This window comes from Priestia sp. 40 (assembly GCF_049368575.1).
GTDB classification, from domain to species: Bacteria; Bacillota; Bacilli; order Bacillales; family Bacillaceae_H; genus Priestia; species Priestia zanthoxyli.
Window position 1 is genome coordinate 564,935 of the sequence record NZ_JBMPZA010000005.1, and the last position, 23,720, is coordinate 588,654.

General features: G+C 39.5%; 23 protein-coding genes and 1 riboswitch. Of the genes, 6 read left to right on the forward strand and 17 right to left on the reverse strand.

The features are described from left to right. Positions 1 to 140: 140 nt before the first annotated feature. Positions 141 to 1,430 (forward strand): globin-coupled sensor protein, encoded by a 1,290-nt coding sequence (locus ACO1DI_RS04035; RefSeq protein WP_208732968.1) that lies wholly within the window; start codon positions 141 to 143, stop codon positions 1,428 to 1,430. A gap of 40 nt (positions 1,431 to 1,470) precedes the next feature. Here the strand turns inward: ACO1DI_RS04035 and ACO1DI_RS04040 are convergent, their stop codons facing one another. The 3 genes from ACO1DI_RS04040 to ACO1DI_RS04050 all read right to left on the reverse strand — a co-directional run bounded on the left by ACO1DI_RS04040 (position 1,471) and on the right by ACO1DI_RS04050 (position 3,559). Further along, positions 1,471 to 2,001, reverse strand: a complete 531-nt coding sequence (locus ACO1DI_RS04040) for an HTH-type transcriptional regulator Hpr (protein WP_115654725.1) — start codon at positions 1,999 to 2,001, stop codon at positions 1,471 to 1,473. Between the two features lie 197 nt (positions 2,002 to 2,198). After that, entirely contained in the window at positions 2,199 to 3,062 is an 864-nt protein-coding gene (locus ACO1DI_RS04045) for an RsiV family protein (protein WP_182421281.1), read from the reverse strand. Then, a complete protein-coding gene (locus ACO1DI_RS04050) occupies positions 3,059 to 3,559 on the reverse strand; it encodes an RNA polymerase sigma factor (protein WP_116739324.1) in 501 nt (166 codons plus the stop codon). Before ACO1DI_RS04050 ends, ACO1DI_RS04045 begins: the two co-directional genes overlap by 4 nt. 158 nt (positions 3,560 to 3,717) lie before the next feature. Here ACO1DI_RS04050 and ACO1DI_RS04055 point away from each other — a divergent pair, with 158 nt between their 5' ends. After that, positions 3,718 to 5,127, forward strand: coding sequence for a polysaccharide deacetylase family protein (locus ACO1DI_RS04055; protein ID WP_182421282.1), 1,410 nt, complete (start codon positions 3,718 to 3,720; stop codon positions 5,125 to 5,127). A gap of 28 nt (positions 5,128 to 5,155) precedes the next feature. On the opposite strand, the gene ACO1DI_RS04060 is transcribed toward ACO1DI_RS04055, so the two are convergent. The 3 genes from ACO1DI_RS04060 to ACO1DI_RS04070 are packed head-to-tail and all read right to left on the reverse strand — an operon-like array spanning position 5,156 to position 9,130. Beyond that, positions 5,156 to 6,271, reverse strand: coding sequence for a GerAB/ArcD/ProY family transporter (locus ACO1DI_RS04060; protein WP_014458678.1), 1,116 nt, complete (start codon positions 6,269 to 6,271; stop codon positions 5,156 to 5,158). Positions 6,272 to 6,288: 17 nt separating this feature from the next. After that, a complete protein-coding gene (locus ACO1DI_RS04065) occupies positions 6,289 to 7,518 on the reverse strand; it encodes a Ger(x)C family spore germination protein (RefSeq protein WP_014458677.1) in 1,230 nt (409 codons plus the stop codon). Continuing rightward, entirely contained in the window at positions 7,508 to 9,130 is a 1,623-nt protein-coding gene (locus tag ACO1DI_RS04070) for a spore germination protein (RefSeq protein WP_182421285.1), read from the reverse strand. The genes ACO1DI_RS04065 and ACO1DI_RS04070 overlap by 11 nt, the downstream gene beginning before the upstream one ends. A gap of 156 nt (positions 9,131 to 9,286) precedes the next feature. Between ACO1DI_RS04070 and ACO1DI_RS04075 the strand changes: the two genes are divergently transcribed. Both ACO1DI_RS04075 and ACO1DI_RS04080 read left to right on the forward strand, forming a co-directional pair. Further along, a complete protein-coding gene (locus ACO1DI_RS04075) occupies positions 9,287 to 9,520 on the forward strand; it encodes a hypothetical protein (RefSeq protein WP_014458674.1) in 234 nt (77 codons plus the stop codon). Positions 9,521 to 9,687: 167 nt separating this feature from the next. After that, positions 9,688 to 10,860 carry a hypothetical protein gene (locus tag ACO1DI_RS04080; protein WP_423145114.1) on the forward strand — a complete coding sequence of 391 codons (1,173 nt, stop codon included), beginning with the start codon at positions 9,688 to 9,690 and terminating at the stop codon, positions 10,858 to 10,860. 49 nt (positions 10,861 to 10,909) lie between these two features. On the opposite strand, the gene ACO1DI_RS04085 is transcribed toward ACO1DI_RS04080, so the two are convergent. The 5 genes from ACO1DI_RS04085 to ACO1DI_RS04105 all read right to left on the reverse strand — a co-directional run bounded on the left by ACO1DI_RS04085 (position 10,910) and on the right by ACO1DI_RS04105 (position 16,865). Continuing rightward, on the reverse strand, positions 10,910 to 12,343 hold the full coding sequence (locus ACO1DI_RS04085) for an amino acid permease (protein ID WP_014458672.1): 1,434 nt from the start codon (positions 12,341 to 12,343) through the stop codon (positions 10,910 to 10,912). A 231-nt stretch (positions 12,344 to 12,574) separates the two neighbouring features. After that, positions 12,575 to 13,474 (reverse strand): arginase, encoded by a 900-nt coding sequence (rocF, locus tag ACO1DI_RS04090; RefSeq protein ID WP_013084571.1) that lies wholly within the window; start codon positions 13,472 to 13,474, stop codon positions 12,575 to 12,577. Between the two features lie 89 nt (positions 13,475 to 13,563). Then, positions 13,564 to 13,815 (reverse strand): hypothetical protein, encoded by a 252-nt coding sequence (locus tag ACO1DI_RS04095; protein WP_181170509.1) that lies wholly within the window; start codon positions 13,813 to 13,815, stop codon positions 13,564 to 13,566. Between the two features lie 64 nt (positions 13,816 to 13,879). Next, a complete protein-coding gene (gene ggt, locus ACO1DI_RS04100) occupies positions 13,880 to 15,958 on the reverse strand; it encodes a gamma-glutamyltransferase (RefSeq protein ID WP_115654733.1) in 2,079 nt (692 codons plus the stop codon). Between the two features lie 409 nt (positions 15,959 to 16,367). Then, positions 16,368 to 16,865 carry a tetratricopeptide repeat protein gene (locus ACO1DI_RS04105; protein WP_014458670.1) on the reverse strand — a complete coding sequence of 166 codons (498 nt, stop codon included), beginning with the start codon at positions 16,863 to 16,865 and terminating at the stop codon, positions 16,368 to 16,370. Positions 16,866 to 17,038: 173 nt separating this feature from the next. Here ACO1DI_RS04105 and ACO1DI_RS04110 point away from each other — a divergent pair, with 173 nt between their 5' ends. After that, entirely contained in the window at positions 17,039 to 17,125 is an 87-nt protein-coding gene (locus ACO1DI_RS04110) for a YjcZ family sporulation protein (protein ID WP_016765201.1), read from the forward strand. Between the two features lie 188 nt (positions 17,126 to 17,313). On the opposite strand, the gene ACO1DI_RS04115 is transcribed toward ACO1DI_RS04110, so the two are convergent. From ACO1DI_RS04115 to ACO1DI_RS04130, 4 genes are all read right to left on the reverse strand, one after another. Continuing rightward, positions 17,314 to 17,394, reverse strand: coding sequence for a YjcZ family sporulation protein (locus ACO1DI_RS04115; RefSeq protein WP_016765202.1), 81 nt, complete (start codon positions 17,392 to 17,394; stop codon positions 17,314 to 17,316). Positions 17,395 to 17,716: 322 nt separating this feature from the next. Next, positions 17,717 to 19,036: a TrkH family potassium uptake protein gene (locus tag ACO1DI_RS04120; RefSeq protein ID WP_014458669.1), complete on the reverse strand. Its 1,320-nt coding sequence runs from the start codon at positions 19,034 to 19,036 to the stop codon at positions 17,717 to 17,719. Between the two features lie 3 nt (positions 19,037 to 19,039). Next, complete coding sequence (locus tag ACO1DI_RS04125; RefSeq protein ID WP_014458668.1) at positions 19,040 to 19,699, reverse strand: potassium channel family protein; 660 nt, start codon at positions 19,697 to 19,699, stop codon at positions 19,040 to 19,042. A gap of 124 nt (positions 19,700 to 19,823) precedes the next feature. Next, a riboswitch (cyclic di-AMP (ydaO/yuaA leader) is annotated at positions 19,824 to 19,968 on the reverse strand. Between the two features lie 115 nt (positions 19,969 to 20,083). After that, positions 20,084 to 20,542 carry a hypothetical protein gene (locus tag ACO1DI_RS04130; protein ID WP_014458667.1) on the reverse strand — a complete coding sequence of 153 codons (459 nt, stop codon included), beginning with the start codon at positions 20,540 to 20,542 and terminating at the stop codon, positions 20,084 to 20,086. A 120-nt stretch (positions 20,543 to 20,662) separates the two neighbouring features. On the opposite strand from ACO1DI_RS04130, the gene ACO1DI_RS04135 reads away from it, so the two are divergent. Further along, positions 20,663 to 21,118, forward strand: a complete 456-nt coding sequence (locus tag ACO1DI_RS04135) for an Lrp/AsnC family transcriptional regulator (RefSeq protein WP_014458666.1) — start codon at positions 20,663 to 20,665, stop codon at positions 21,116 to 21,118. A gap of 318 nt (positions 21,119 to 21,436) precedes the next feature. On the opposite strand, the gene ACO1DI_RS04140 is transcribed toward ACO1DI_RS04135, so the two are convergent. Both ACO1DI_RS04140 and ACO1DI_RS04145 read right to left on the reverse strand, forming a co-directional pair. After that, entirely contained in the window at positions 21,437 to 22,339 is a 903-nt protein-coding gene (locus ACO1DI_RS04140) for a peptidyl-prolyl cis-trans isomerase (RefSeq protein ID WP_423145115.1), read from the reverse strand. After that, positions 22,336 to 23,610, reverse strand: coding sequence for a S1C family serine protease (locus ACO1DI_RS04145; RefSeq protein WP_014458664.1), 1,275 nt, complete (start codon positions 23,608 to 23,610; stop codon positions 22,336 to 22,338). The genes ACO1DI_RS04140 and ACO1DI_RS04145 overlap by 4 nt, the downstream gene beginning before the upstream one ends. Positions 23,611 to 23,720: the final 110 nt, after the last annotated feature.

A 23,720-nucleotide genomic window follows, 5' to 3' on the forward strand; every position in this document is an offset into this window, starting at 1 on the left:
ACAATTCAATTAATAGAAGATAACAATTTGATAACAATCTTCTTAAACAGCCTCAACTCTTGGATGTAAAACGCCGAAATATAAGAAGAAGAAGAAGAAGAAGAGAAAAACAACTATTCTAGCAAATAAAGGTGATAAACATGAATTGGTTTAAACGAAACAACGTGCACGCCGAAGCCGCGGCTGTCGAATCCGTTACTGTAAAGCTTCATGTATCGGACCCGATGATAAAAAAGCAGATTAACATGATTTCCTTAACAGCAGAGGATCTCGAACGAATTGCCAGATTTCAAGTTCACGCGCTGAACGCCATCGAAGAAATCGTGAATGATTTTTATAAAGCTATTGGCGAACAGGCTCATTTGGTTGCGATTATCGAAAAGCACAGCAGCGTCCATGCATTAAAACAAACGTTAAAACAGCACATCTTAGAAATGTTTGATGGACAAATAGACGACGCTTTTGTGGTAAAACGTCAAAAAATTTCCAAGATGCACGTTAAAATTGGACTTGAGCCAAACTGGTATTTGTGCGCATTCCAAAATTTATTTACGTCGCTTCTTTCAGTATGTGAACGTACGATGGAATCAAAAGAAGAATGTCTAGCTTTTATCGCAAGTATGACAAAACTTATTAGTCTAGAACAGCAAATTGTGTTAAAAGCCTATGAGCTTGAATATGACGAGCAGCGCGCTGGACTTCAGACTCAAAAAGAGAAAATTCAGCTAGAAATCTCTCGTACATCATCTATCCTTTCTTCGTTATCTGAAGAAACGAAGAAATTTATGAATCAAATGCACAGTCAGTCTTCTGACGTCGTTTCTTATGCAAACAAAAGCTCTGAACTAGCAGAAGTCATTGAGAAGGAATCCGTTACGAGTCAAGCAAAATTAAAAGAAGAACAAAACATGCTTGGAAGCATACAAAAAAATACGTCGCTCATTCAAAACAAAATGAAAACGCTCGAACATACATCACAGCAAATTCATCAAATTGTTTCGATTGTTACTTCTATTGCTGAGCAAACAAATTTATTAGCATTAAATGCTTCGATTGAATCTGCTCGAGCGGGCGAGCATGGAAAAGGGTTTGCAGTGGTGGCACAGGAAGTACGGAAGCTTGCAGAAGAAACGAAGAAATCTATTTCCAATATTTCCACTTTTATCGGAGACATTCAAAAACAAATCGAAAGCGTCTCGGCGTTAGGGGGAGAAGTCGCTACATTAACAAAAGATACGGCTGACAATATGAACAACATTACTTCTTTTTTCACGAACGTTCTTAGCATAACAACCGAGAACAAACAGCAAACCGTTCTAACAAAAAAAGAGCTTGAAAAAATAGCGAATGTAATGAAGCAGCTGTCTCTGCGAATTGAGAAGATGGCACATTCCTCAGAAGAACTTGAACGGTTAACTGAAAAAAGTTGATATGCAAAAAAGCCTTCTCAGCTTGCACAAGAAGGCTTTTTTATTTTTTCAAGCTAGCGGGCTCTTGAGAAGAACGTTCGATAAACTGGACAAAATCCTCTCCGTATATGCTTCGAATCAGAGCCGTCAGCTCAACAAAGTCAGGCAGCTCTCCGTAAACATCTCGCAGCGGCATCGCTCCTTGAAACAAAGGATTTTCAAGAGGATTATAATCCTCGAGCGTTTTTAAAAACACCTTTTTTCCTTCTTCTGTGAGCTGTACGTATGTATTCCGCTTATCTTTCTCATTTTTAGAAAGGGTAAGATAGCCTCGCAAGTGCAATTTTTTTGCGAAGTTAAAAGCTGTGGATAAATGCATGACGCCTAGCTTTGAAATGTCGGTCATCGACGCAATTTCCAGCTGATAAGCAATCCCCAAAATGTGATGCTCATTAATGCTCAGATCGTACGGCTTAACCCACTGCTCCCAATCCTTTTCAGTAGACTTCCAAAGAGCTTTGCTTACCTGCATCACAAGCTGATTAAACAGCATGGCATCTTTAATCGTATCTTGATTTAACGTGCGTTTCACCTCTTCACTTCCTCTCTAAAAATGCAACCGTTCACATCAATTTCCCCTAAGACTTTATAAATAAAAAGAATGAAAATATATACAAAATATTATACATGATTGCCTATATATTTCAACTTATTTTGCATAAAAATAAATTTTTTCGTTTCTTTATGTAAAAAAACCAAGCATGAACGCTAAGCGTTCATGCTTGGTTTTTAATGAATATACCGTTTGCCCACTAAAAGGTTTGAAATAACGTCTGTCGGAATTTCAAACTCAATGTTTCCCATATATCCTGGGGCGACTTTGTATTTATCAAATACAATTCTAAGCTTGTGATCTTTTGTAATGTAGAAGCTTTGATTTTCAGCAATCTTTTTAAAAGGATCCATATCTTCTTCAGTCAGCCAATAGATTTTGCCTTCTTCATGCTTCATTTGATCTTTCATTTGCTGCTTAATATTTTCACTAATGACCTTTATATAGCTTTTATCTTTGAACAAACTTGGAAGCGTAACGAGCACTTCGTGTTTTTTATCAATCGTGTCGTACTGATTGACGCTCGACGTTGAAGCTCTCGATTCTTCCACATATCGATGAACCACAAGCAAATCATCGGTATCCGTCATAATATCATAGCCGCTGCTGACAGCCACGTTTCCTTTCTCTCCTTTTTGTAATGTTTTCATCTCTTTTTTAAACTGTTCATACAGCTGTTCATTTTCTTTTATATACTTTTTATTCAAGCTTGTTTGAAGACCTTTATTTTCCAAGCCTGAAATCGATGGTGTTTTCACGTCAATACGAGAATGCTTTTCTTCTTGCTTCAGTTCCTCAAATGTGATTACTTCTACTACTTTTCCCAGTACAGGAATTTTTGCCATTGCATTTGCCGCATCTGGACTTACATTCACCGTTGTGATAAAAATCACCGCTGCTGCCGCAACTGCGCTCGGCCAAATATAGGATTTCTTTTTACGAGGATGTGAAGCAAGTGCCTGTGCGACAACATCGTCTAATTCGTGTGGAATCGGAATGTCATGATACTGCTTCTTTAACTTTTCTATTTTTTCATTCATTGTTCTAAGTCCTCCTCCGTCATCGTAATCCGCAACAGGTTCAACGCTCTGTATAGCCTTGTCTTTACCGTATTTACATTTTCCTCAATGATTTCCGCAATTTCGTCCATTTTTAAATCTTCGAAAAACCGCAGAATAATAATCGTCTTATATTTAACCGGCAGCTGATCCATTGCTTGTTTTAAATCGATATCTTCATACTGATCTTCGCGCCCGCTGCTCAAGTACTCAAGCGCTTCATCGTCCACAAGTGTTAAACGTTTATGCTTTCGCAGGAAATCAATTGCCGTTCGTACAACAATCTTATAAAGCCAGCTTTTAATTGATTGAATATCCTTAATACTGTCCATTGAAATGAGTGCTTTCTTTATCGATTCTTGCACAATATCAAGCGCATCTTCTTGATTTTTTACATAGCTAAAAGCAAGCCGGTAAAAATCCGCTTTATGCTCGGTCACGCACGCTACGAGCATCTGATATGCATCATGTTTTTTCATCGTCTTTCATGCCCCTTCTATTTTCTCTTGCTGAAGTACGTCTATAAGGTAGACGGAATAAGTAGAAAAATAGTTTGGTTTTTTTTAAAAAAGTAAAACTAAATGATGGTCTCATGCGTCTATTAGGTAGATATATACAAAAAGGGGAATATTACTACATGAAAACCATGGGCTACAAACGTATTTTGACACTGCTTGGATGCTGTATTTTGCTTCTTGGTACAGCAGGTTATATCGTCAAAGCAAACAGTACAGAGAAAAAAACGGCAAGTATTCAAACAGATCAAACCTATCCAAACGTTGAAATTCAAACGCTAGTTAAGGACCTTACCGACGGAGGCTATGCCATTAGCTACCCTTCCTTTGGTAAAAAAGAAATTGATCAATCCATTCAAGCTTACGTAACAGATCAAGTGGCACACTATGAAAAAAAGCTGAAGAAGCAGTCAAAAAAGAAAAAATCTGAATTAACGATTACATATAAAATCGTCCATTACAGCAAGCAAACGCTAAGCGTTGTCTTTGATGAATATGAATCTATAAATGGAGAGAAAGGAACATCTTCTCTCAAAACCCTTACATTTGACCTGCCCGCTCAAAAACAAATGACGTTAAAGGATTTATTTAAAGAAGATGCAAATTATTTAGATCGCCTTTCGGCTATTTCATATGCTGAATTAAAAAAACAAATGAAAACAGCTAATTTTGACCCGGACCTTCAAAAAGGAACTCAGGCAGCTAATCAAAATTTCAGTCAGTTTGCGCTGTTTGAAAACAGTATTGTGATCTATTTTAAACCTTATCAGCTAGGTGCTGAACAAACGAAAACTAAAACAATCGCTATCCAAAAAGATTTATTTAAAGACATGCTGAGCGATGCTTACAAAGACGAAGCAGCAAATAAAAATAAAGTCAAAGAAACGCCTCCAAAACATATCGTTAACGAAATGCCGCAGCAAGGAGCGCCTATTGATCCAACTAAAAAAGTCGTTGCAATGACCTTTGATGATGGACCTAACCCTTCATCTACTAATGTAATTTTAGATGGATTAAAAGAAGTGAACGGGCACGCTACCTTTTTTGTGTTAGGAAGCCGCGTTCAATATTATCCTGAAACAATCGAACGTATGGTGAAGGAAGGCAACGAAGTCGGAAATCACTCTTGGGACCATCCTCAGCTCACACGTTTGAACGAAGCGCAGGTCAAACACCAAATAGGCGATACCCAAGCTCTCATTAAACAAGTGAGCGGCTATGAACCACTGCATGTACGTCCTCCTTATGGAGCCGTGAACGCAAATGTAAGACGTTATATTGGAAATGTTGGCGTGACTCTATGGGATATCGATCCTGAAGACTGGAAATATCGAAACGTTCCTCACTCCGTTCAAGCAGTTATGAGCCAAGTCGGAGACGGAAAAGTTATTTTAATGCATGATATTTACCAAACAAGTGCCGAAGCAGCGGTTGAAATTATGAAGCAGCTTCACGCACAAGGGTATCAGCTTGTTACGATTTCACAGCTAGAACAAGTAAAAAAAGAGCGAGAGCAGCTGCATTTGCAGTAAAAGATCGCAGACGAATGCGCTGCAGCCATTAGGATGGCTGCAGCGCTTTTGTTTTTTTTATGCGATGTTTAATAAATGCTATACAGAGCAGCGCAAGCGGAATCACTACGTGAAAAGGGATAAAAAGCAACACCGGCATAATCGTTAGCCCTTCTTTTAAATGCTCTTGAAAATTACTTGCAATCGTCAAAGAAAAAAATAAAATCACCGTGCCCACAGGATATGTCAGCGCAGAAGGTCGTTTTACCTTAAACAGCGTGGAAAGTCCAACAATCACGGCGTAAAAAAAGACGCTGATTTTAACAAACCCTCCAATGACTAACGCAATCATAAAAAACACGTCTAGCCGCTCTAAAAAATCAGCTACTCTAATGCTCTCTACCGTACTTAAAAGCGGAAAGACCGACCTGTTAGTCAACCCTATCCCTAATACACTCACGTTGATCGCCATTGTAATTGCTAAATTAATACCGCTTAACACAATGCCGCAAAGGCCTACAAGCTTTACTTTTTTAGGATCTTTTACATATGGAAAAATCATCGTAAACACAACAGCTTCTCCATACGGAATATACAGAGTCTGAGTGGCGACTGTTTTTAAAACCGGCCAAATCCCATCTCCAAGTATCGGTTTTAAAGAAGTAAAATCAATTAATCCTGAAACAAAAATAAGCACAAATCCTGCTACAGCCAAGATATACATCAAAATAAACATGAGCTCTCCTGCCCGAGCCACTACTTCAAGTCCTTTGTGCACGGTATAAATAATCAACAGCATCAGCATCGCGTTCACGACAAACAAAGGGCTGTCGGGGTAGCCAAATGTCAGCAGCATTTCTCCAAAATCACGAAGTACGCGAGCGGCAGCATATGAAAAATGAAGCAAATATAAAAAAGCAAGTGCAGATCCCAAGACTTTCCCTAGCAGCTTTTGCATGTATTCTGTCGGCAGCATGTTAGGGTAGTACCTATACAGCCGGTAGTAAATGAGGTAAAGCAGCAAGCTCCCAAACATACCGAGTAAAATAGCAAGCCAGGCGTCTTGTTTTGCATCCATTGCAAGCGGAATGAGCAATGCGCTTCCATGTTCAAAAAGGACGATTAAAATAAAAAACTGCACAGAGCTAATTTTCACTTTTTCCACTCATTGCTCCCTCCTGTTTACTGTCGTTGTTTTACCGCATCAGACATAAACGACTTGTTTCGCAAACCTGCTCGTCTTACATACGCTTCTACTTTCACATCCATCTCCACTTCAGGAAAATACACATCGCTCCACTCGTGCTGAAGCCTTTTCCACTGCCTCGGATAATTTTCGTGCACGACTTCTCCAAATCCTACAACATCCGTCTGTTTCTTTTGAGCAAAAGCAAACGCTTCTTTTATTTCGTTTTCAATCGCTGCTTCTATTTTTTTTTCAATATCAAGAATCACAAATGGATTTTTAATATCTACAGGTACTTCCATTTCACCAATATCCCCTTCTACCCTAGTTCTTACAATCATCTTTGGTTTGCCGTTCACCATATTTGCACTCACGTTTGTTCGCTGACGGACGACTTGATAAGCAATAGCTTTCTTTTTATCTTTCCATGAAATATTCACATCTGTTCCCTGCACTTTATCCCGCAGCCACATCACGCCTCGCGCTTTTTTTCCATATAAAAATGTAATCAGCCTGCCATCTTTAAACATGCCGAGTCCTTCTGCACGAAGAGTCGATTCAGGAGCAGTTTGCTGCAGATTTTGCAGCGTTTGGGCTTTTTGAGCGCTACCTCTTATTCCAAACCCTGACATCAGCGCTTGACTTCCAGGAGATTCGAGGTTTTTCATAACTTCTTGAGCCGATACTTTCATATGTTCTCCCCACTTTTGCTCTGTGAGCTCCAGCGTTTTAAGGACTTTATTAGCTGGAATCTTATCAATTGGCGTAAGAGATTTTACAAAGCTGGAAGCTTTTACGCCGTTTGCAATGACCATATCAGATGTAATTCGAAATTCCGGATCTCGGTCAATGGCATCAATAATAACATCAATGCCTTCCGTTCTCGCTAGACTTTCTCCGATAACAATTAAGTTTGTGTGAGCGTAGTACAGTCTTCTTGATACAGTGCTCGATGCTCTTCTGCTTGCTTCCACTAAGTTTGCGCCTTTTGCTCCGTATACAGAAACAGACGGACTTTGTGTACCTCCGCCGCCTCCTTGAAGACCGCCGGCTACGTTACCTGGATTAATAATTTGCAGCGTGATTTGATACTGACCATCTTTTGTTTTATCAATTCCCATCGCTGCGACAATCGCTAAATCAGTTAATTCCTTACTGCTCCAGCAGCTTGAAAGAAAGCAAATCGTAAACGCCATTACTGTACATAAGAGCCCTTTACGCATCATTTTGATCGCCTTCTTTCACCGTAGTGTTTGCCATTCCCCGGCTTTTAGGAGGTGTTGGGCGCTGGTCTTCTCCTTCTCGCGTCATATTTCCACTACTAATGAGCCTTGGTCTGTGTCTGAGCATCCACCACGGCATGCGAACAATCGTATCACCTGAGTTGCTCGGAATAAATGGAGCAAGAGGCGTCATATATGGAACGCCAAATGAACGAAGACTGCAGAGATGAACAATCATCATTAAAAAGCACAGAATAATGCCATAAAACCCAAAAGTAGCTGCTGCAATCATAAAAACAAAACGAATGAGCCGCGCGGAAATCGCAATGGCAAAAGAAGGTGTAGCAAAGCTTGCAATCGCCGTCATCGCCACAACAATAACCATCGCTGGAGATACAATCCCCGCTTGAACCGATGCTTGCCCAATCACGAGCGCTCCTACAATTGAAACTGCAGAACCGATCGCCCTTGGAAGTCGAATACCGGCTTCTCGCAAAATTTCAAATGTGACTTCCATAATGAGCGCTTCAACCAAGGAAGGAAACGGAACATCTTCCCGCTGTGCAGCAATGGCGATGAGCAGCTTCGTCGGAACCATTTCCTGATGAAACGTTGTGATCGCTACATACGTAGCCGGTGCAATTAGTGAAATAAAGAAAATAAGAATGCGTAAAAAACGAATCGATGTTGCAATATCAAAGCGCGAATAATAATCTTCAGGAGACTGAAAAAACTGAATGAAGACAGCCGGTGCAATCAGCACAAATGGCGTTCCGTCTACAAAAATCGCAATACGCCCTTCTAACAAATTTCCTGCAACGATATCGGGACGCTCTGTGTGATACATCGTAGGAAAAGTAGTGTACGTTTGGTCTTCAATAAGCTGCTCCACATAGCCTGATTCTAAGATGCTATCGATATTAATTTGGTTAAGACGCTGCTTTACTTCTTTTACGATTTTGTCATTGGCAATTCCATTGATGTACATCATTGAAACGTCTGTCTGCGTTACTTTTCCAATTTTCATCGTTTCTACCCATAAGTCGGGCGATTTGATAATTCGCCTAACCATGGGCATGTTTTTAGCAATTGATTCCGTGAACCCTTCCTTTGAACCCCGAACGACAAGCTGTGTAGTCGGCTCTTGAATCGAACGCCATTCTCCGCCTTTCGTACCTGCACTCATTGCATGGTTGTTTCCATCTATCAAAATAAGCGTGTCTCCTGACATCAAGGCTGGAAAAACTTCACTCCACGTATGTAAAATCGCAACGTCTCCAATTCCTACTACATCTTCTTTTAATAACGTAAAGGCGTTTTGAGGCGTTATTGGTTCAGAAAACACATCATCTTTCATCATGGTGTCTACTAACAGCTCTTGAATAGACTGATTGTCTACAATCCCGTCTATATAAATAACAGCGGCTTGAATGGTCGCCCGTTCCCCGATTTTTATATAGCGGATCACCATATCCGAGCTGTTCCCCGTTCGCTTTTTTATGTTGGCTATATTACCTTCAAGCGACTGCTTCAGCAGTTCTTGTTCCTCCGGTAGCGAACCTTCTGTTTCCTTTTTATCGTCTTTGCTTTTTTTATTTTTAAATAAAGAAGGCACGATTAAAAACACCTTTCTTTTCTTTTTTTTAGCTTTTTCCAAATAAATGCTTTGTATGCAATTTTTAATAGAGCGATCAAAGCGTAAGACAAAAAAAATAACAAAAACTATCGGTAGAATGTTTTTAAGAAAAAACAAAAATGGAGAGTGAGACGTATGAAAATCGTTTGGATATCAGCTTTGCTGTTAGGATGCTTAATGGGATTTTCGATCAGCGTGGATATGATGCAAGGGTTTAGTTTTTCAATGGCTCTTCAAAATGCCTACAGCCCGTTTCGCGTAATGGAGTTCGCCGAATTATTTGTTCTTTTTTTCCTTTTATTCTGTTTTGCGGCTGAAATATTTTACCGCTCATACAGAGTAAAAAAGGCAAAACAGCGCCAAAGATAAAACTCTGCGAAAAACACATATTTCTCCTTTTTACCACCTATTCTCCTTTTCATTTAAATGTTATAATTTTCATAATTGGAAAAACTTTTACACGCCTTTCTGCATGGAAAGCTGTACGCTTAAACTACAAAATAAACATTGACTTTGAACTAAAAGGTGAAGAAATGATGAAAAAAAAATTAGCCGTTATTAGTACAGCTTGCTTACTTATTCTTGCAAGTGATCCCATCCCTTCTTATGCTACTCCCGATTCCCCGGATTCCTCTTCCGATGTTTTGGACCAGTCAACAGACGTGGATACAACTGAAGATGTAAAAGCTATTTTTGACTCTCTCTATCAAGAAGGCTATTCGCTTGGAGAAGAAGATGGATACGCACAGAAAAAATTTGAACAGTTTGATCAAACAACAGGGCTGGACAAATCTTCTGAAGAATTCACGTGGTTTATGATGGGGTATACGGTAGGATATAAAAAAGGTCAGCAGCAAAAAGAGGAAGAACTTAAGACTGAACAAGAAAATGAAATGGCTGCCGGCGAAGAGGAAGGCTATCAGCAAGGCGTCCTTGATTACAAACATGCTACTATTCAATCAGAAATCGACCCTTTCCCTTCTAAGTCCTCCGACTGGAATAAAGGTTATGTTCAAGGCTACAAGAAAGCTATTTCTTTAATGGACTTATCTGTCAAAGCAAAAAAAGAAGGCTATGACCAAGGTCTTGAAAATGATTCAATGAGTGTTCCGAGCATGTATGATGATGAGGATGTCACACGTCAGGCTTTTACAGAAGGCTTTGAAACCGCTCAAGCCGAAGTGCTGGAGCAGCAAAAAAAGCAGTTTGAAAAGCAAGGCTACGTACAAGGTTATCACAACCTTCCACTCGAAGTACCCGCAGAAGCAGAAGGCGAATTGCAAACAGCCTTTGAGCAAGGATATGAAAAAGGACAGAAACAAAAACAAAAAGACGTAAAAGCAGACGGATACGACTCAGCTTTCACTTATCAAACCTATAGAGCGCCTAAAAGTCTTCAGGACAAGCCTCAACTAGAAAAATGGTACAAAGCAGGTTTTTATTCGAATAAAGATGTGAAACCTTTACAGCAAAAAGCTTATAAAGACGGCTGGAAACTCGGAAAAGAAATGAGCGTTCCGAAAAAATACAAGAAAAATAAAGCTGCGGTGGCAATGTACAAGAAATATTTTGAACAAGGCCAAAAAAAGCAGGATAAAACAGTGAGTCATATCCTGCTCGGCAGCGGTATTGTTCTTACACTGGTTGCCCTTATCACGCTATGGAGACTTCGCCACCGTAAAAATGAAGAAACAACACTAGATAGCTAAAGGCGAGTACATAAAAACCCGGAAAATCGTGATTTTCCGGGTTTTTATGTTAAATAATCATTCGTTTATTTTCCGCAAGCTGAACTTCTTGCTCTTGTTTTGACTGATTTTGTTTTCGAATTTTCAAATAATAATAAACATAGCAGCCTATAAAGAAAATACCTCCGCAGTATAACGCCATTCGCTGCTCAGGATCAAACGCAAGACTGATCATAACGATACAGTTCGTAATAAGCGCTACGATAGGAAGAACTGGATATAGAGGTGTTCTAAATTTCAGATCTTCTACTTTTCCACCTTTAGCCACGTAAGCACGACGAAACGCAAGCAGTGAAGCTGTAATCGCAATCCAGCCAATTTGAGCGCCAAGTCCAGCGAGTGAAATCAGCCACACAAAAACGGTTTTAGCTGCCACTACGCTTGAAAGCAGAGAAAAACATGAAATCACAAGCGTAATTAATAGTGCATTAAATGGAACTCCTCTTTTGTTAACTTTTCCAAGCGCAGGACTTGCCATTCCTTCTCTTGAAAGAGAATAAAGCATACGTGTAGCCGCGTAAAATCCAGAGTTTGCGACTGAAAGAAGAGCTGTTAAAATGATAAAGTTCATAATATCCGCCGCGTAAGGTACACCTACACTGTCTAACACAACAACAAACGGGCTTTCTACAACGCCTGCTTTTTCACGAGGAATCATGCTTGCTAGGACAAACACAGATAAGACGAAAAAGAAAAGCGTACGCCAAACCGTTTGCTTGATCGCTTTTGGAATTGTTTTTTCCGGATTTTCACTTTCTCCTGCCGCAATTCCAATCAATTCTGTTCCTTGAAACGAAAAGTTCACCGTAATCATTGTAATCAGCAAAGCCGTTACTCCATTTGGAAACAGCCCTTCGGCAAAGAAGTTTGATAAAAGCGGCGCTTCCTGTCCGCTTTTCATATCAATGATTCCAAACATTGCCGCTCCGCCTACAACAATAAACATAATGATGGCGAAAATTTTAACGCTTGAAAACCAAAATTCTGTTTCACCAAATGCTTTAGCTGAAAGTGCATTTAATGAAAAAATTAACGCCCCAAAAATGGCGCACCATAACCAAACGGGCGAGTCTGGGAACCATCTTTGCATTAACTGTCCGGCAGCTAAAAACTCAAGTGCAACCGTGACTGCCCATCCTAGCCAGTACAGCCATCCAATCGCAAAACCTGTTGCAGGGCCTATAAATTTAGTGGAATATGTTTGAAACGATCCTGCAACTGGCATAGCAACCGATAATTCTCCAAGACACAGCATCGTTAGATACATAATGATCCCTCCTACTAAGTAGGAAATCATTGCTCCCATCGGACCTGCTTCATTGATGGTATAACCTGACCCAAGGAAAAAACCGGTACCAATACATCCCCCTAGTGATATCATAAAAAGATGCCTTGTTTTCATCGTTCTTTTTAATTCTCCTGGCTGTCCCTGTGGAATATTCATCCCATTTCCTCCCTTTGCTGCACAAAAAATGAAATCGCTTTCATTTTTTTAGGTTTATTTTGTTTTTATAGCCGCTTATTAGGTAGCTCTTCCTGACTGAAGTCCATTGATGCCGGATGATTTTCAAATGGCGCCACCCCCGTAGCGAGGATGGCAGCCGCTTAGTCCTGTATGACCGTTTCTTGGATCATAACAGATTTTCTCCACACGATACCTATAAGTAGCTCTTTCTTATAAAAGCTTATCGCCAAACAATGAACTCATTAACGCAACCGCTACTTCTGCAGTTTTGTTATGCTGATCTAAAATAGGGTTCACTTCTACAAATTCAGCGGATGTAACGATGTCTGCTTCCGCTAGCATTTCCATTGCTAAATGACTTTCTCGGTAGCTGATGCCGCCTTTTACAGGTGTACCTACGCCTGGTGCATCATCTGGATCTAAGCCGTCTAAGTCTAACGACAGGTGCACACCGTCTGTACCGCTTAAATAATCAATCGTTTCTTTCATCACTTGCGTCATACCTAAACGATCAATTTCGTGCATGGTATACACTTTAATTCCTTTTTCTTTAATTAACTCTTTTTCACCATCATCCAACGAGCGCGCACCGATAATAACTAGATTTTCAGGTTTAATTTTTGGTGTATACCCTCCAATATTTAAAAGTACAGGATGTCCAATACCCAGGCTCACTGCTAGCGGCATGCCGTGAATGTTGCCTGATGGAGATGTTTCAGCGGTATTTAAATCACCATGAGCATCATACCAAATAACGCCTAAATTTTCTGAACCTTTTGCCACTCCTGCAAGCGTTCCAATCGCAATACTGTGGTCTCCCCCTAATATTAACGGAAAGCGGTCTTGCTCTCTCACTTCTTCAACTCTTGCAGCCAGCTGTTCATTTCCGCTGGCTACAGCCGCTAAGTTTTTTAGATTCGTATTTTTATCTACGTCTGCCCGTTCTTTAATCTCTACTTTAATATCGCCTTCATCGTGTACGGTATAGCCAAGAGCTTCTAAGCGTGTATTCATGCCCGCATAGCGGATTGCGCTCGGCCCCATGTCTACGCCCCTTCTTGTTTGTCCGTAATCCATAGGTACACCGATAATTGAAATGTCTTTTTTCATTTTCTATACCTCCGTTGCATGTTATTCTGTGTGAAGTAAACATAGGTGTTTATTTAACTATGTATTTTTTCATTGATACAGCCCCTCATCTATTTCTTATGCAAAAATGATGCCAACTTTGTTTGTAGCATTCTATCAGTCTTTTTATCACGGTTTTTCTTACACATGCCAAAAAAACTGTCGATTTCTACAACTCTTTGGCAAACCACGCCAATTTTTTTGTCGTTTGGTTTAAAATCGCCAATTTTATTTGCTTTCTTAAAAAGGGAGTGAGCCAATATATAAATGAAACCTACGTTTACCATACCAATAAAAAAATCCGAACGAGTTGGATTCTCCATCAAGAATCTCGATTCATCGTTCGGATTTTCTTTCACTTAGAATACTTTTGTCTCAGTCTCTTTTTTAATTTGTAATAACGTCTCCGTCTTCATCATCGCCTGTATCGTTTTCACCAGGATCTTTTTCTAATGAGACCACTTTCTTTTCTTCATCCCATTTCACTTTGTAGCCAAGGGATTTGGCTACTTTGATAACTGATAAATAAGAGTGGTGATTTGGTTTATACAGCTTTAAGTCACTCGAATCAATGACGCCTAAGCCTAACAGCAGGCGGTCGGACTGAACGTAAGGCTTTCCATCAATCAGCTTCACTTGCTTATCCGTAAATGGGTACACTGCACGGTTGACTTCAACTGTAAACTCTCCTTTTTTCTCTTCTTTAATTGGTTTTGGCTGTTTGGATACATATTTAATTGCGTCTACTCCTAATACCGTGCCTTGGCGCGTATTATCAGCGCCTCCGTACATTTTCCCCGTTTCATAGTCATAGATAACCGCTTGAACGTTTCCAATATGCTCAGGCTTTTCTTCAAACGCATGTCCTTTGGCCATCATTTCAAGAATTGTATCTTGACTAAATCCAGGTTCCCATCTTACGGTTGGATAGCCGCCTGAATAAATACGGGGTGTTAAAATCGCTTTTTGAATCGGCATCTTATGGTCAATAACATTCATAATCGTTTCTGCTACAGACGCAATAATGGTTGGGCCTCCCGGTGAACCAATTGCCATGAACGGCTTTCCGTCTTTTAACAACATCGTTGGAGACATGCTGCTTCGAGGACGTTTTTTAGGCTCAACCTGGTTCACGCCTCCCGGAGTGGCATCAAAATCCGTCATTTCATTATTTAGCATAAATCCATAGTCCGGAACCATAATTCCTGAGCCAAAAACTTGTTCAATGGTAGTCGTGTAAGAAACCATGTTCCCCCATTTATCGACAACAGAGAAATGAGTCGTTTGGCCAATTGGATTTTCTTCCTTTACCGTTGCTTTATTTGGATTTTCTTTCCCTTCATATTTCCAAGGGTCTCCTTCTTTGACATTAGGCGTTGCTTTATTGGGATTAATTAATTTGCGACGTTCTTTAATATAATCTTCATCTAACAGTCCTTTTTTCGGTACTGCGTAAAAATCTTCATCCGCCATATACGCCGCCCTGTCAGCGAAAGCTAAGTGCATAGCTTCCGTTAAATGCTGTAGATACTGAGGCGTATTGGAACCCATTTTTTCTACGTCATAACCTTCCATTAGCTTTAAAATCTGCTGCACGGTTAATCCGCCGGAGCTAGGAGGAGCCGCGCTAACCACATCATAGCCGCGGTAAGTTGTTTTTACCGGCTCGCGTTCTTTTACAACGTAATTTTTTAAATCATCCATGGTCATGCTTCCATCGCGTTTTTGAACTTCTTTAACAAGCGCTTTTCCAATTTCTCCTTTATAAAAAGCATCTGACCCTTCTTTTTGAATAAGCTTTAATGTTTTCGCAAGATCAGGCTGAACAAGCTTATCTCCTTCTTTTAACGGCTTGCCATTCGGCACAAATACATTACCGGCCGTTTGGTATCTTTCAAGCTTGTCCGCATTTTCATCGATATACTGAGCCATCGACCAATTTACTTTGATTCCTTGTTCCGCTTGAGTAATAGCAGGTTTAATAACATCTGATAAGTCCATTGTTCCATAATCTTTAAGGGCTGTTTCTACTCCTTTTAACGTACCAGGAACTCCAACTGCTTTTCCTGTTATGTGACGCTTACTAAAAGGAATGACTTTTCCTTTTGAATCTAAAAACAGTTTAGGCGTAACATCAGCCGGTGCCATTTCACGGCTGTCTAGCATCGTAATTTTATCTTTCTTTTTTTCATAAATCATCATAAAGCCGCCGCCGCCGATACCAGACATCATCGGTTCCACAACGTTTAGAGATAATTGAATGGCCGCTGCCGCATCCACAGCGTTTCCGCCTTCAGCTAAAACTTTCCTCCCCGCTTCAGCAGCGAGCGGGTGAGATGCCGCTACAATTCCTTGTGTAGCACCCCGTTTCATTGAATGGTCGACACCCGGAACTTCAGCAGCAGCTGGTGTGACAACTAAACATACACTAAATAACGCAATAACCAACATCTTCATAACCTTCATCTGGGTCTCCTCCTTCAAATACATTATTTCACATCGTCTGAAACGATGGATTTCACAAAGAATAAATTGGTTTATTATGATATTTTTTACATGTGTGTATAAACAAAAAGCAAAGTAAATCAGACCTTTGCTTTTTTAGTTAGTCGCATGTTTAACTTTTCTCTCTATTCATTTACAATTATCTATATTTTCTAACAATTTATCCATAGGCTGATAGTTTCTTACTATTTTTGGAATTATGTAGACTGAACGCTCTAATAATGTAGAAAATCTAGCAGTTAAGAAGTCGTTGGACTTACATGAACTTCTTAAAATTTTTATAAATATTCTTATTGTTATATAAAAAGCAATTCTTTATGAAAATCAGCATATGTTTACTAAAAACCAAAAATAAAACAGGACTTTTGATTTATCGTCCTGTTTGCAGCATGTTTTCAACTTTTTTAATATCCGCGTGAGTACAATTGATTTCCCGGGCATAGGCGATTTGTTCTTTCGCTTTTTCCATTTCTTTTAATTGAATATAGGTTTTGGCGAGTTCGAGCGGCAGCATAATCCCTTCAAAACCAAGATCTTGCGCCCGCTGCAAATAAGACAGCGATTTTTCGTAATTCCCTCCAAACATAAGCGGAGTTTCCCGGTATTTTATTCCTCGAACGAAGTGCGCCAAGCTTGAAGATGGATTTAATGTTAATGCCTGATGAAGAGCTCGGTCCATCTCTAAATTCAATACCATTTTTTCAAAAATAATGGATTCTTCGATTTGCTTTGCTAAACAAACCGCTAAGTAACAGTACAAATCAGATGCTTGAGGGTTTTTCTTCATTTCTTCTTGAATTTCGCGTTTGACCTCTTTCCACTTTCCCTCTTCTAGCTGATTCATGACGTATTGTGCATGTATTCCCACCTGTTTGCCCTCCTTTTCTTCCTATCATAAAGGATTTTTACGAAAATGAAAAAAGTAAGTGTTCTTCATTTTTCTCAAAAGATCGTTACCGTTAAAAAATAGGCAAATTTCTCAATCACTTAACCCAATTAGTACATAGGATATAGAGACTTTTATTAAAGGAGGTTACACATATGGGCGCAAAAGGCGGTTTTGGTTTTTCATTTATCGTTGTTTTATTTATTCTATTAGTAATCGTAGGGTGTTCTTGCTACTACTAATTTCTAGAGGGGATGAACATCATTCATCCTCTCCTATTTCAAAAAAACCATGCTTTCGCATGGCTACATACCGATTAGATGAATGAGTAGAGGAACTCATTGTTCGGCAATATTGAAGAAATTTTTGGTTTTTACTTCCGCCTAGTATGCCCTTTTTGACGGGGGCTATGCACAAATAAAGTTAACGTTTAAAAGCGAAAGCCAGACGCACCGACAATAACAAGTAAAACAAATAACACAACGATTAACGCGAAATTTTGTTTTCCCACGTAACATCCCTCACTTCCTGTTATCTGCTTTTAGTGTATGCAAGAGCTTGGCAAAATGTTTAGGACAGGGGTGCGGATTTTTATGAGAAAAACCTTCAAATTTCGCCAAAAAAAGTGAATCATATTTTTGTTTCTTTCGTTATATATAGTAAGAGATTTTTACTATAAAAAAGGGGGGCCTTTAATGCGCCGACATTCCAAATTGCCCATTGTTCTTGTCTTTGCCTTCTTTTTATTCATCGCAACTGTTTTGTGCGTAACCTCTTATATGTCTTGAACGTATAAATAATATAAAAAAATCGCCTCATCGAAGGCGATTTTTCTATCCTAGCATTATATCTTCGTTTGGATAACGAACGGCTTCACGCTTTTGCTTAGATAATGAAAACGCAAGGGTTAATGGCCCCACTTTTCCTAAAAACATGATAAAGATAATAATCACGCGTCCAAAGTATGAAAGCTCAGGAGTCGCTCCCATGGATAAACCTACTGTCCCAAACGCAGAAACAACTTCAAACATAATTTTTACAAACGGGAGGTTTTCTGAAATATTTAACAGAAAAATAGCCCCAAACACAAACATAATCGAAATCATCGTGATGGCTAGAGCCTTAAACACATGAAGAGGAAGAAGTCGTCTCTTTAGCAGCACAATATCTTCCCTGCTTCGTAAAAATGCCCATACAGAAAAGACAATCACCACAAACGTCGTGAGCTTGATACCGCCTCCTGTTGACGCACTTCCTGCACCAATGAACATTAACAAAACCATTAAAAAGACCGTTGCGTCATGCAGGTGAGCTAAATCAATTGTATTAAATCCAGCGGTTCTTGTTGTTACCGCTTGAAAATAAGAAGCCCATACTTTGTCTCCTAATGATAAATTTCCGAGCGTATGCGAATTGCCGTACTCTAAGAAAAAAATAAAAAGCATGGCAATCACGTTAATGGCGAACGTGCTGATAATCATAATTTTTGAATGCAGCGTTAGTTTTTTATACGATTTTTTCACCCACATATCAGCAAGAACGGTAAATCCTAACCCACCAATAATGAACAAAAAAGAAATCGTTATATTAATAATGGGATCTCCTACATACTGAACTAAGTTATCAGACAGTAGTCCGAACCCAGCGTTATTAAAAGCCGAAATTGAATGAAACAAGCTAAAGAATAGCCCCTTAGACCACCCGAATTCCGGAACCCAGCGTATCGCTAAAAAGATAAGCGCAACAAACTCAATTAAAAATGAAAAGATAAACAGCCTTTTAACTAGCAGGACAACTCCGCCGACGCTCGTCTGATTTAACGCCTGCTGAACGAGCATACGCTCTTTAAATCCAATTTTTTTACCGAGCATCATAAAAATCAGCACGGCAAATGACATAATGCCAAGACCGCCTATTTGAATTAACAGCATAATAATCGTTTGACCGATGACGGTAAAACGTGTACCTGTATCTACGACGGCTAAGCCGGTTACTGTCATAGCGGAAGTTGACGTAAAAAGAGCGTCTACCCACCGGATTGGCTCGGTAGTAGAAAAAGGCATCATCAATAGAAGAGCACCAATAATAATTCCTCCACCAAAAATAGAGAGCAACAGCTGCGGAGGGGTGAGTTTAATATTTTGTTTTTTCATGTGTTAAACTCCTTCTTCTTCAAAACGGTTTAAATCGCGATTATGTCCGATGACAATAAGCATATCTCCTTGTTCAATTGTTTCATGCGCCGTAGGCGAAATCACCATTTCCCCGTCTTTTCGCTGAAAGCCGATAATATTACAGCCGTACTTTGCGCGAATATTTAAATCAAAAAGCGTTTTATTATGAAGCTTCTTAGAAGCGACAATTTCAACAATACTATAGTCTTTAGACAGTTCAATATAGTCAATAATTTTTTCTGACACCACGTGATGAGCAATCCGCTTAGCAATATCGCGCTCCGGATGAATGACTTTATCCGCTCCTATTTTTTCAAGTACTTTTTGATGATACATATTCACCGCTTTTACCCATACTTGCTTAACGCCCATATCTTTTAACAGCATCGTTGCGAGCACGCTTGCTTCGATATCGTCTCCAAACGAAATAAGAGCATGATCAACATTGCGAATACCTAGCCCCTTTAAGCTAGCTTCATCAATCGCGTTTGCTTGCACAACATATGTAGCTAAGTTGCTAAATTTATTTACTACCTCCTGATTGCGGTCAATAGCGAGCACATCCACATCCAGATTAGCAAACTCTTCAACCAAACTGCCTCCAAAACGACCTAATCCTAATACAGCAAACTGTTTTTTCATAATGTATTTATTCCTTCCTTCAACTGCTGTGTGTTCTCTTAGCTTATACTTTTTCTAAAAAATTACATCTTTTTCTTAAAAAAAGCGCAAAAAAACACAGGAAGGCTCCCGTGTTTTTTCAGACTCTTCCCCCTCAAAACGCTTGCGAAGTTAGCTGTCGGGTTCGGGTTTTAAGAGTAACCCTACCTTTTTAAGGATTCACCCCGGAGCACAATATGTGCGTAAATAATGGGTCCTCCGCTCCGTAATGGATTAAGCGATTTTTATTCAAATGTCTATGATCTATTTTTTAGAATAATCGATTCGATTCATGATACGTTTCACTTCACGAAAGCTATCTTACTCCTGTGGATTTTGTCTGTCAAGATATTTTTAGCGAAGACTTCACTTGCCCTGCAAGCTGCAAAAATCATATAAATCTAAACTGACAATCATTTTGTGAAATTGATCAAATAAATTAATAACAGCCAAAAGCTCTAGCAGCTGCGTATCACTGTAAAATTTCTTTAATTGATCCATATCAGCATCGGTCAACTCCCTTGGACGCACTCGGTATACATCAATAAATCGAAACAGCAGCCGGTCTTTTTCTTCCAGCTCTTTTTCTCTTAACACTTTTTGATTAAGCGTCTTATCACCTACATATGACATGCTCATACACGTCTCACAGCCGTTAACACCTGCTAGATAAAGCCTAGTTTTTTCCTTGGTCTCTTTTTCTACTATATCGCTGTTCCAAAGCGTGTCGTAAAGCTCATCATACAACCTTTTTACATGTGGAATTAAATTCAATGCTTTTTCAAAATTTGTTCCCTCTTCGTTTGTTAATAAAACTCTTGCCATTTTTCACTCACTCCTTTTTAATTATTATAGTAAGAAAAATGGAGATTTTAGATTACATATAAAATATCTTATCTACTATTACTAATCAAATGAAACGTTAATAAGAAAGAAGGTTTTCAATTGAAAATTGATGAAATTGATTTATCGATTTTGCAGGCGCTGCAGCAAAACAGCCGCCTTTCCTTACGAGAGCTAGGAAAACAAATTAACCTGTCTGCTCCTTCGGTGGCAGAGCGAGTAAGACAGCTAGAGAGCTTTGGTGTTATAAAAGGATATACAATCGATATTGATTATGAAAAGCTGCACCTGCCTGTATCGTGTTTTATTGAAGTAACTATGAAAAACGGAGAGCACGAACGTTTTAAACGATTTATTTCTCAGTATCCCTACGCTTTATTCTGTGAACGCATCGCCGGGCAAGCCTGCTTTATTACAAAGCTTCAGCTTCCTCATCTGCACGTACTCGAACAATTTATTAACGAAATTACACCTTATGCCAAAACGATTTCACACATCGCCCTTTCTCACGTGGAGATGGCTCCTGCATTATTGAGTCATTTAAAAGATGAAAAGTGATTGAGACATAACGACATCCGTTCACCCTGCCAATAAAAAAATCCGAATGAGTTTGATTCTTCATCAAGAACCAAACCCGTTCGGATCTCCCTTCAACGAAAATATTTTTGTCTCAGCCTCATGGATTCGTCCAACAGCATAAAAAATAACCCTCCAAAGCTGGAGGGTATAAATTTTCCGAATAATGAAAGTTTTACAATTTTATTTTATCAGGTGCTGACATTTCTGTCTACTTAAAAATGTAAAAGAGCTCTCTATTAACAGAAAGCTCTTTTACCTGCTTGTTTTTTGAAAACAATCAATCTATATAAAAGGGAACTACCTAAGGTTGAAAGTCACGTGAAACCTTGGCAGTTCATCCTGGATATACCGGTTGATATGATTCAAAACAAGTTCTTTCATCATTTCTTCTTTGACTTCTGATTCCGTTTTTTTATCTTTTTGTTTTAAAATAAGAATATAATAGACTTTACCCATTTTAATGGGCTCACTACACTCCCCGATGTGCTGTTTTTTTAAAACACCTATAAAAGAGGGAGATAGACTTGAAAGCTTTAGATTATCAGCATTCTCTAGTTTGCTGATTGTCTGGACATCAGCATATTCTTTTTGAACGTCTTGAAGCGATGTTCCTTTTTGCAGTTCAGCCGAAGCGGCCTCGGCATCATGTAAAGTGGAAAAAGCCAGCTGCGTAAAAGATACGCGCGTTAGATCGTTTTCAATATGTTTATAGTAAGCAGTTAGTTCATCAGACGTAATTTGTTTACGGAAATATTCTTCTAATTTAAACTGATTCGTTAGCTGGTTGGTTACATCACTAGAACGAATATTTAACACTTCATAACCTTGTTTTCTTGTATCCTCGTCATATGAGCGTTTAATTTGCTTCCACATATCCTCAACTTGTTTTTGTACTTTATCGCTTGTCTTTAGATGCGAAATTAAGATTTTTTGCATAACAAGCTGCCGCAATAACTCTTTGCGGTAGCTTGTATCATTTAGCGGAGCATCTGGATTTAAGAACCCTTTAACGGCTAAAAAACGGTTGAATTCAGCTCCTGTCACCTTGCCTCCCTCATACGCTGCCAGTTCTTTGGTAGAAGATAGCTGACTAATTTCTACAGAAGGAAACATCGTGTTTGAATGCTTCCCTCCGCAGCCGGTTAAAAATCCGAACGCTGTTAATACTGCTAGCAGCAGCTTTAACGGTGTTGAACTCATCCATTGTTATCCTGCTGCTCTGAAAGCTTCAAAGAAATGGTTTGTTTTTTTCCATTTCGGTACACGTCTAATTTTACCGTGTCTCCTACTTTGCGTTTTGTGTATAGATATTGACGTAAATCACTGGATGTTTTGACTTCGTTTCCATCAATGGCAACAATCACGTCTTTTGATTGTAAACCTGCATCAGAAGCAGAAGAGAACGGTTCAACCGTCGTTACGACAACTCCTTCAGACGTATCGCTTGTTAGGCCTAGCTGATCTTGTTTTGTTGCAGCTGAAAGCTGACCTACATCTTGAAGACCTACCCCCATATATGGACGCGTTATTTTTCCGTTTTTCATCAGCTGTTCAATTGTCGGCTGCACTTCATCACTTGGAAGAGCAAAGCCGATGCCTTCTACATTGTCTTCTGAAATTTTCATACTGTTGATACCGACTACTTCACCGGAAGAATTGATCAAGGCCCCGCCGCTGTTTCCTGGATTAATCGCCGCATCCGTTTGAATTGCATCCACGTTCCAATTGTCTGAAATAGGGACAGAGCGTTTTGCTGCGCTCACGATACCTTGTGTGACCGTACGAGAAAATTGTTCACCAAGAGGATTTCCGATTGCAAGCACCGTTTCACCCGCTACTAAATCCGATGATTTCCCGAACTTCGCCACTTGTTCAACATTTTTGTCAGACATCTCAAGCACTGCTAAATCCGTTAGCGCATCAGCTCCGACAATTTTAGCTTTTTCTTTTTGTCCGTTTGAAAGTGACACTTCTACTTCGCTTGCGCCGTCAATAACGTGGTTATTGGTCACAACGTATGCTTTTCCATTTTCTTTTTTGAAAATAACACCGGAACCCGTTCCTGCTTCTTGCGTTTGGGTATCTCCAGAAAATGGATTTGTTTGCTGTTGAATATTGTTCACGCCTACAACAGCAGCTGATACTTTATTTACAACTGAAACAAGATCTGACTGATTCACGGTTGTGCTTACTGTTCGAGGCGTTGTGCTCGTTGTTGTTGCGGTTTGAGTCTGCGTTGTTTGATTCGCTGTTTGCGTATCAGCTGAATCCATTAACCCCAGCTGGGGAGCACCGTATAGCACAATTCCTCCTCCAAGTACTGCTCCTGCAATTGAAGATGCAATCACTGGAAATAAGCGTCTTTTTGGAGGTTGTGATGATGACGCAGGCTGATACTGATCATAGCGCTGCTGGCGGTTTTCGTATTCTTCCTTTCGTTCTTGTTCTCTTTCATAATCACGTGGATCCATGAAAAACACTCCTTTTAACGTAGCAAATTTTATGTTATCTATACTATAAAATAAAAGTTTGGGATAAGTATCAAAACAATGTGTGAAATTGTGAAAAATTTCTTTATAAC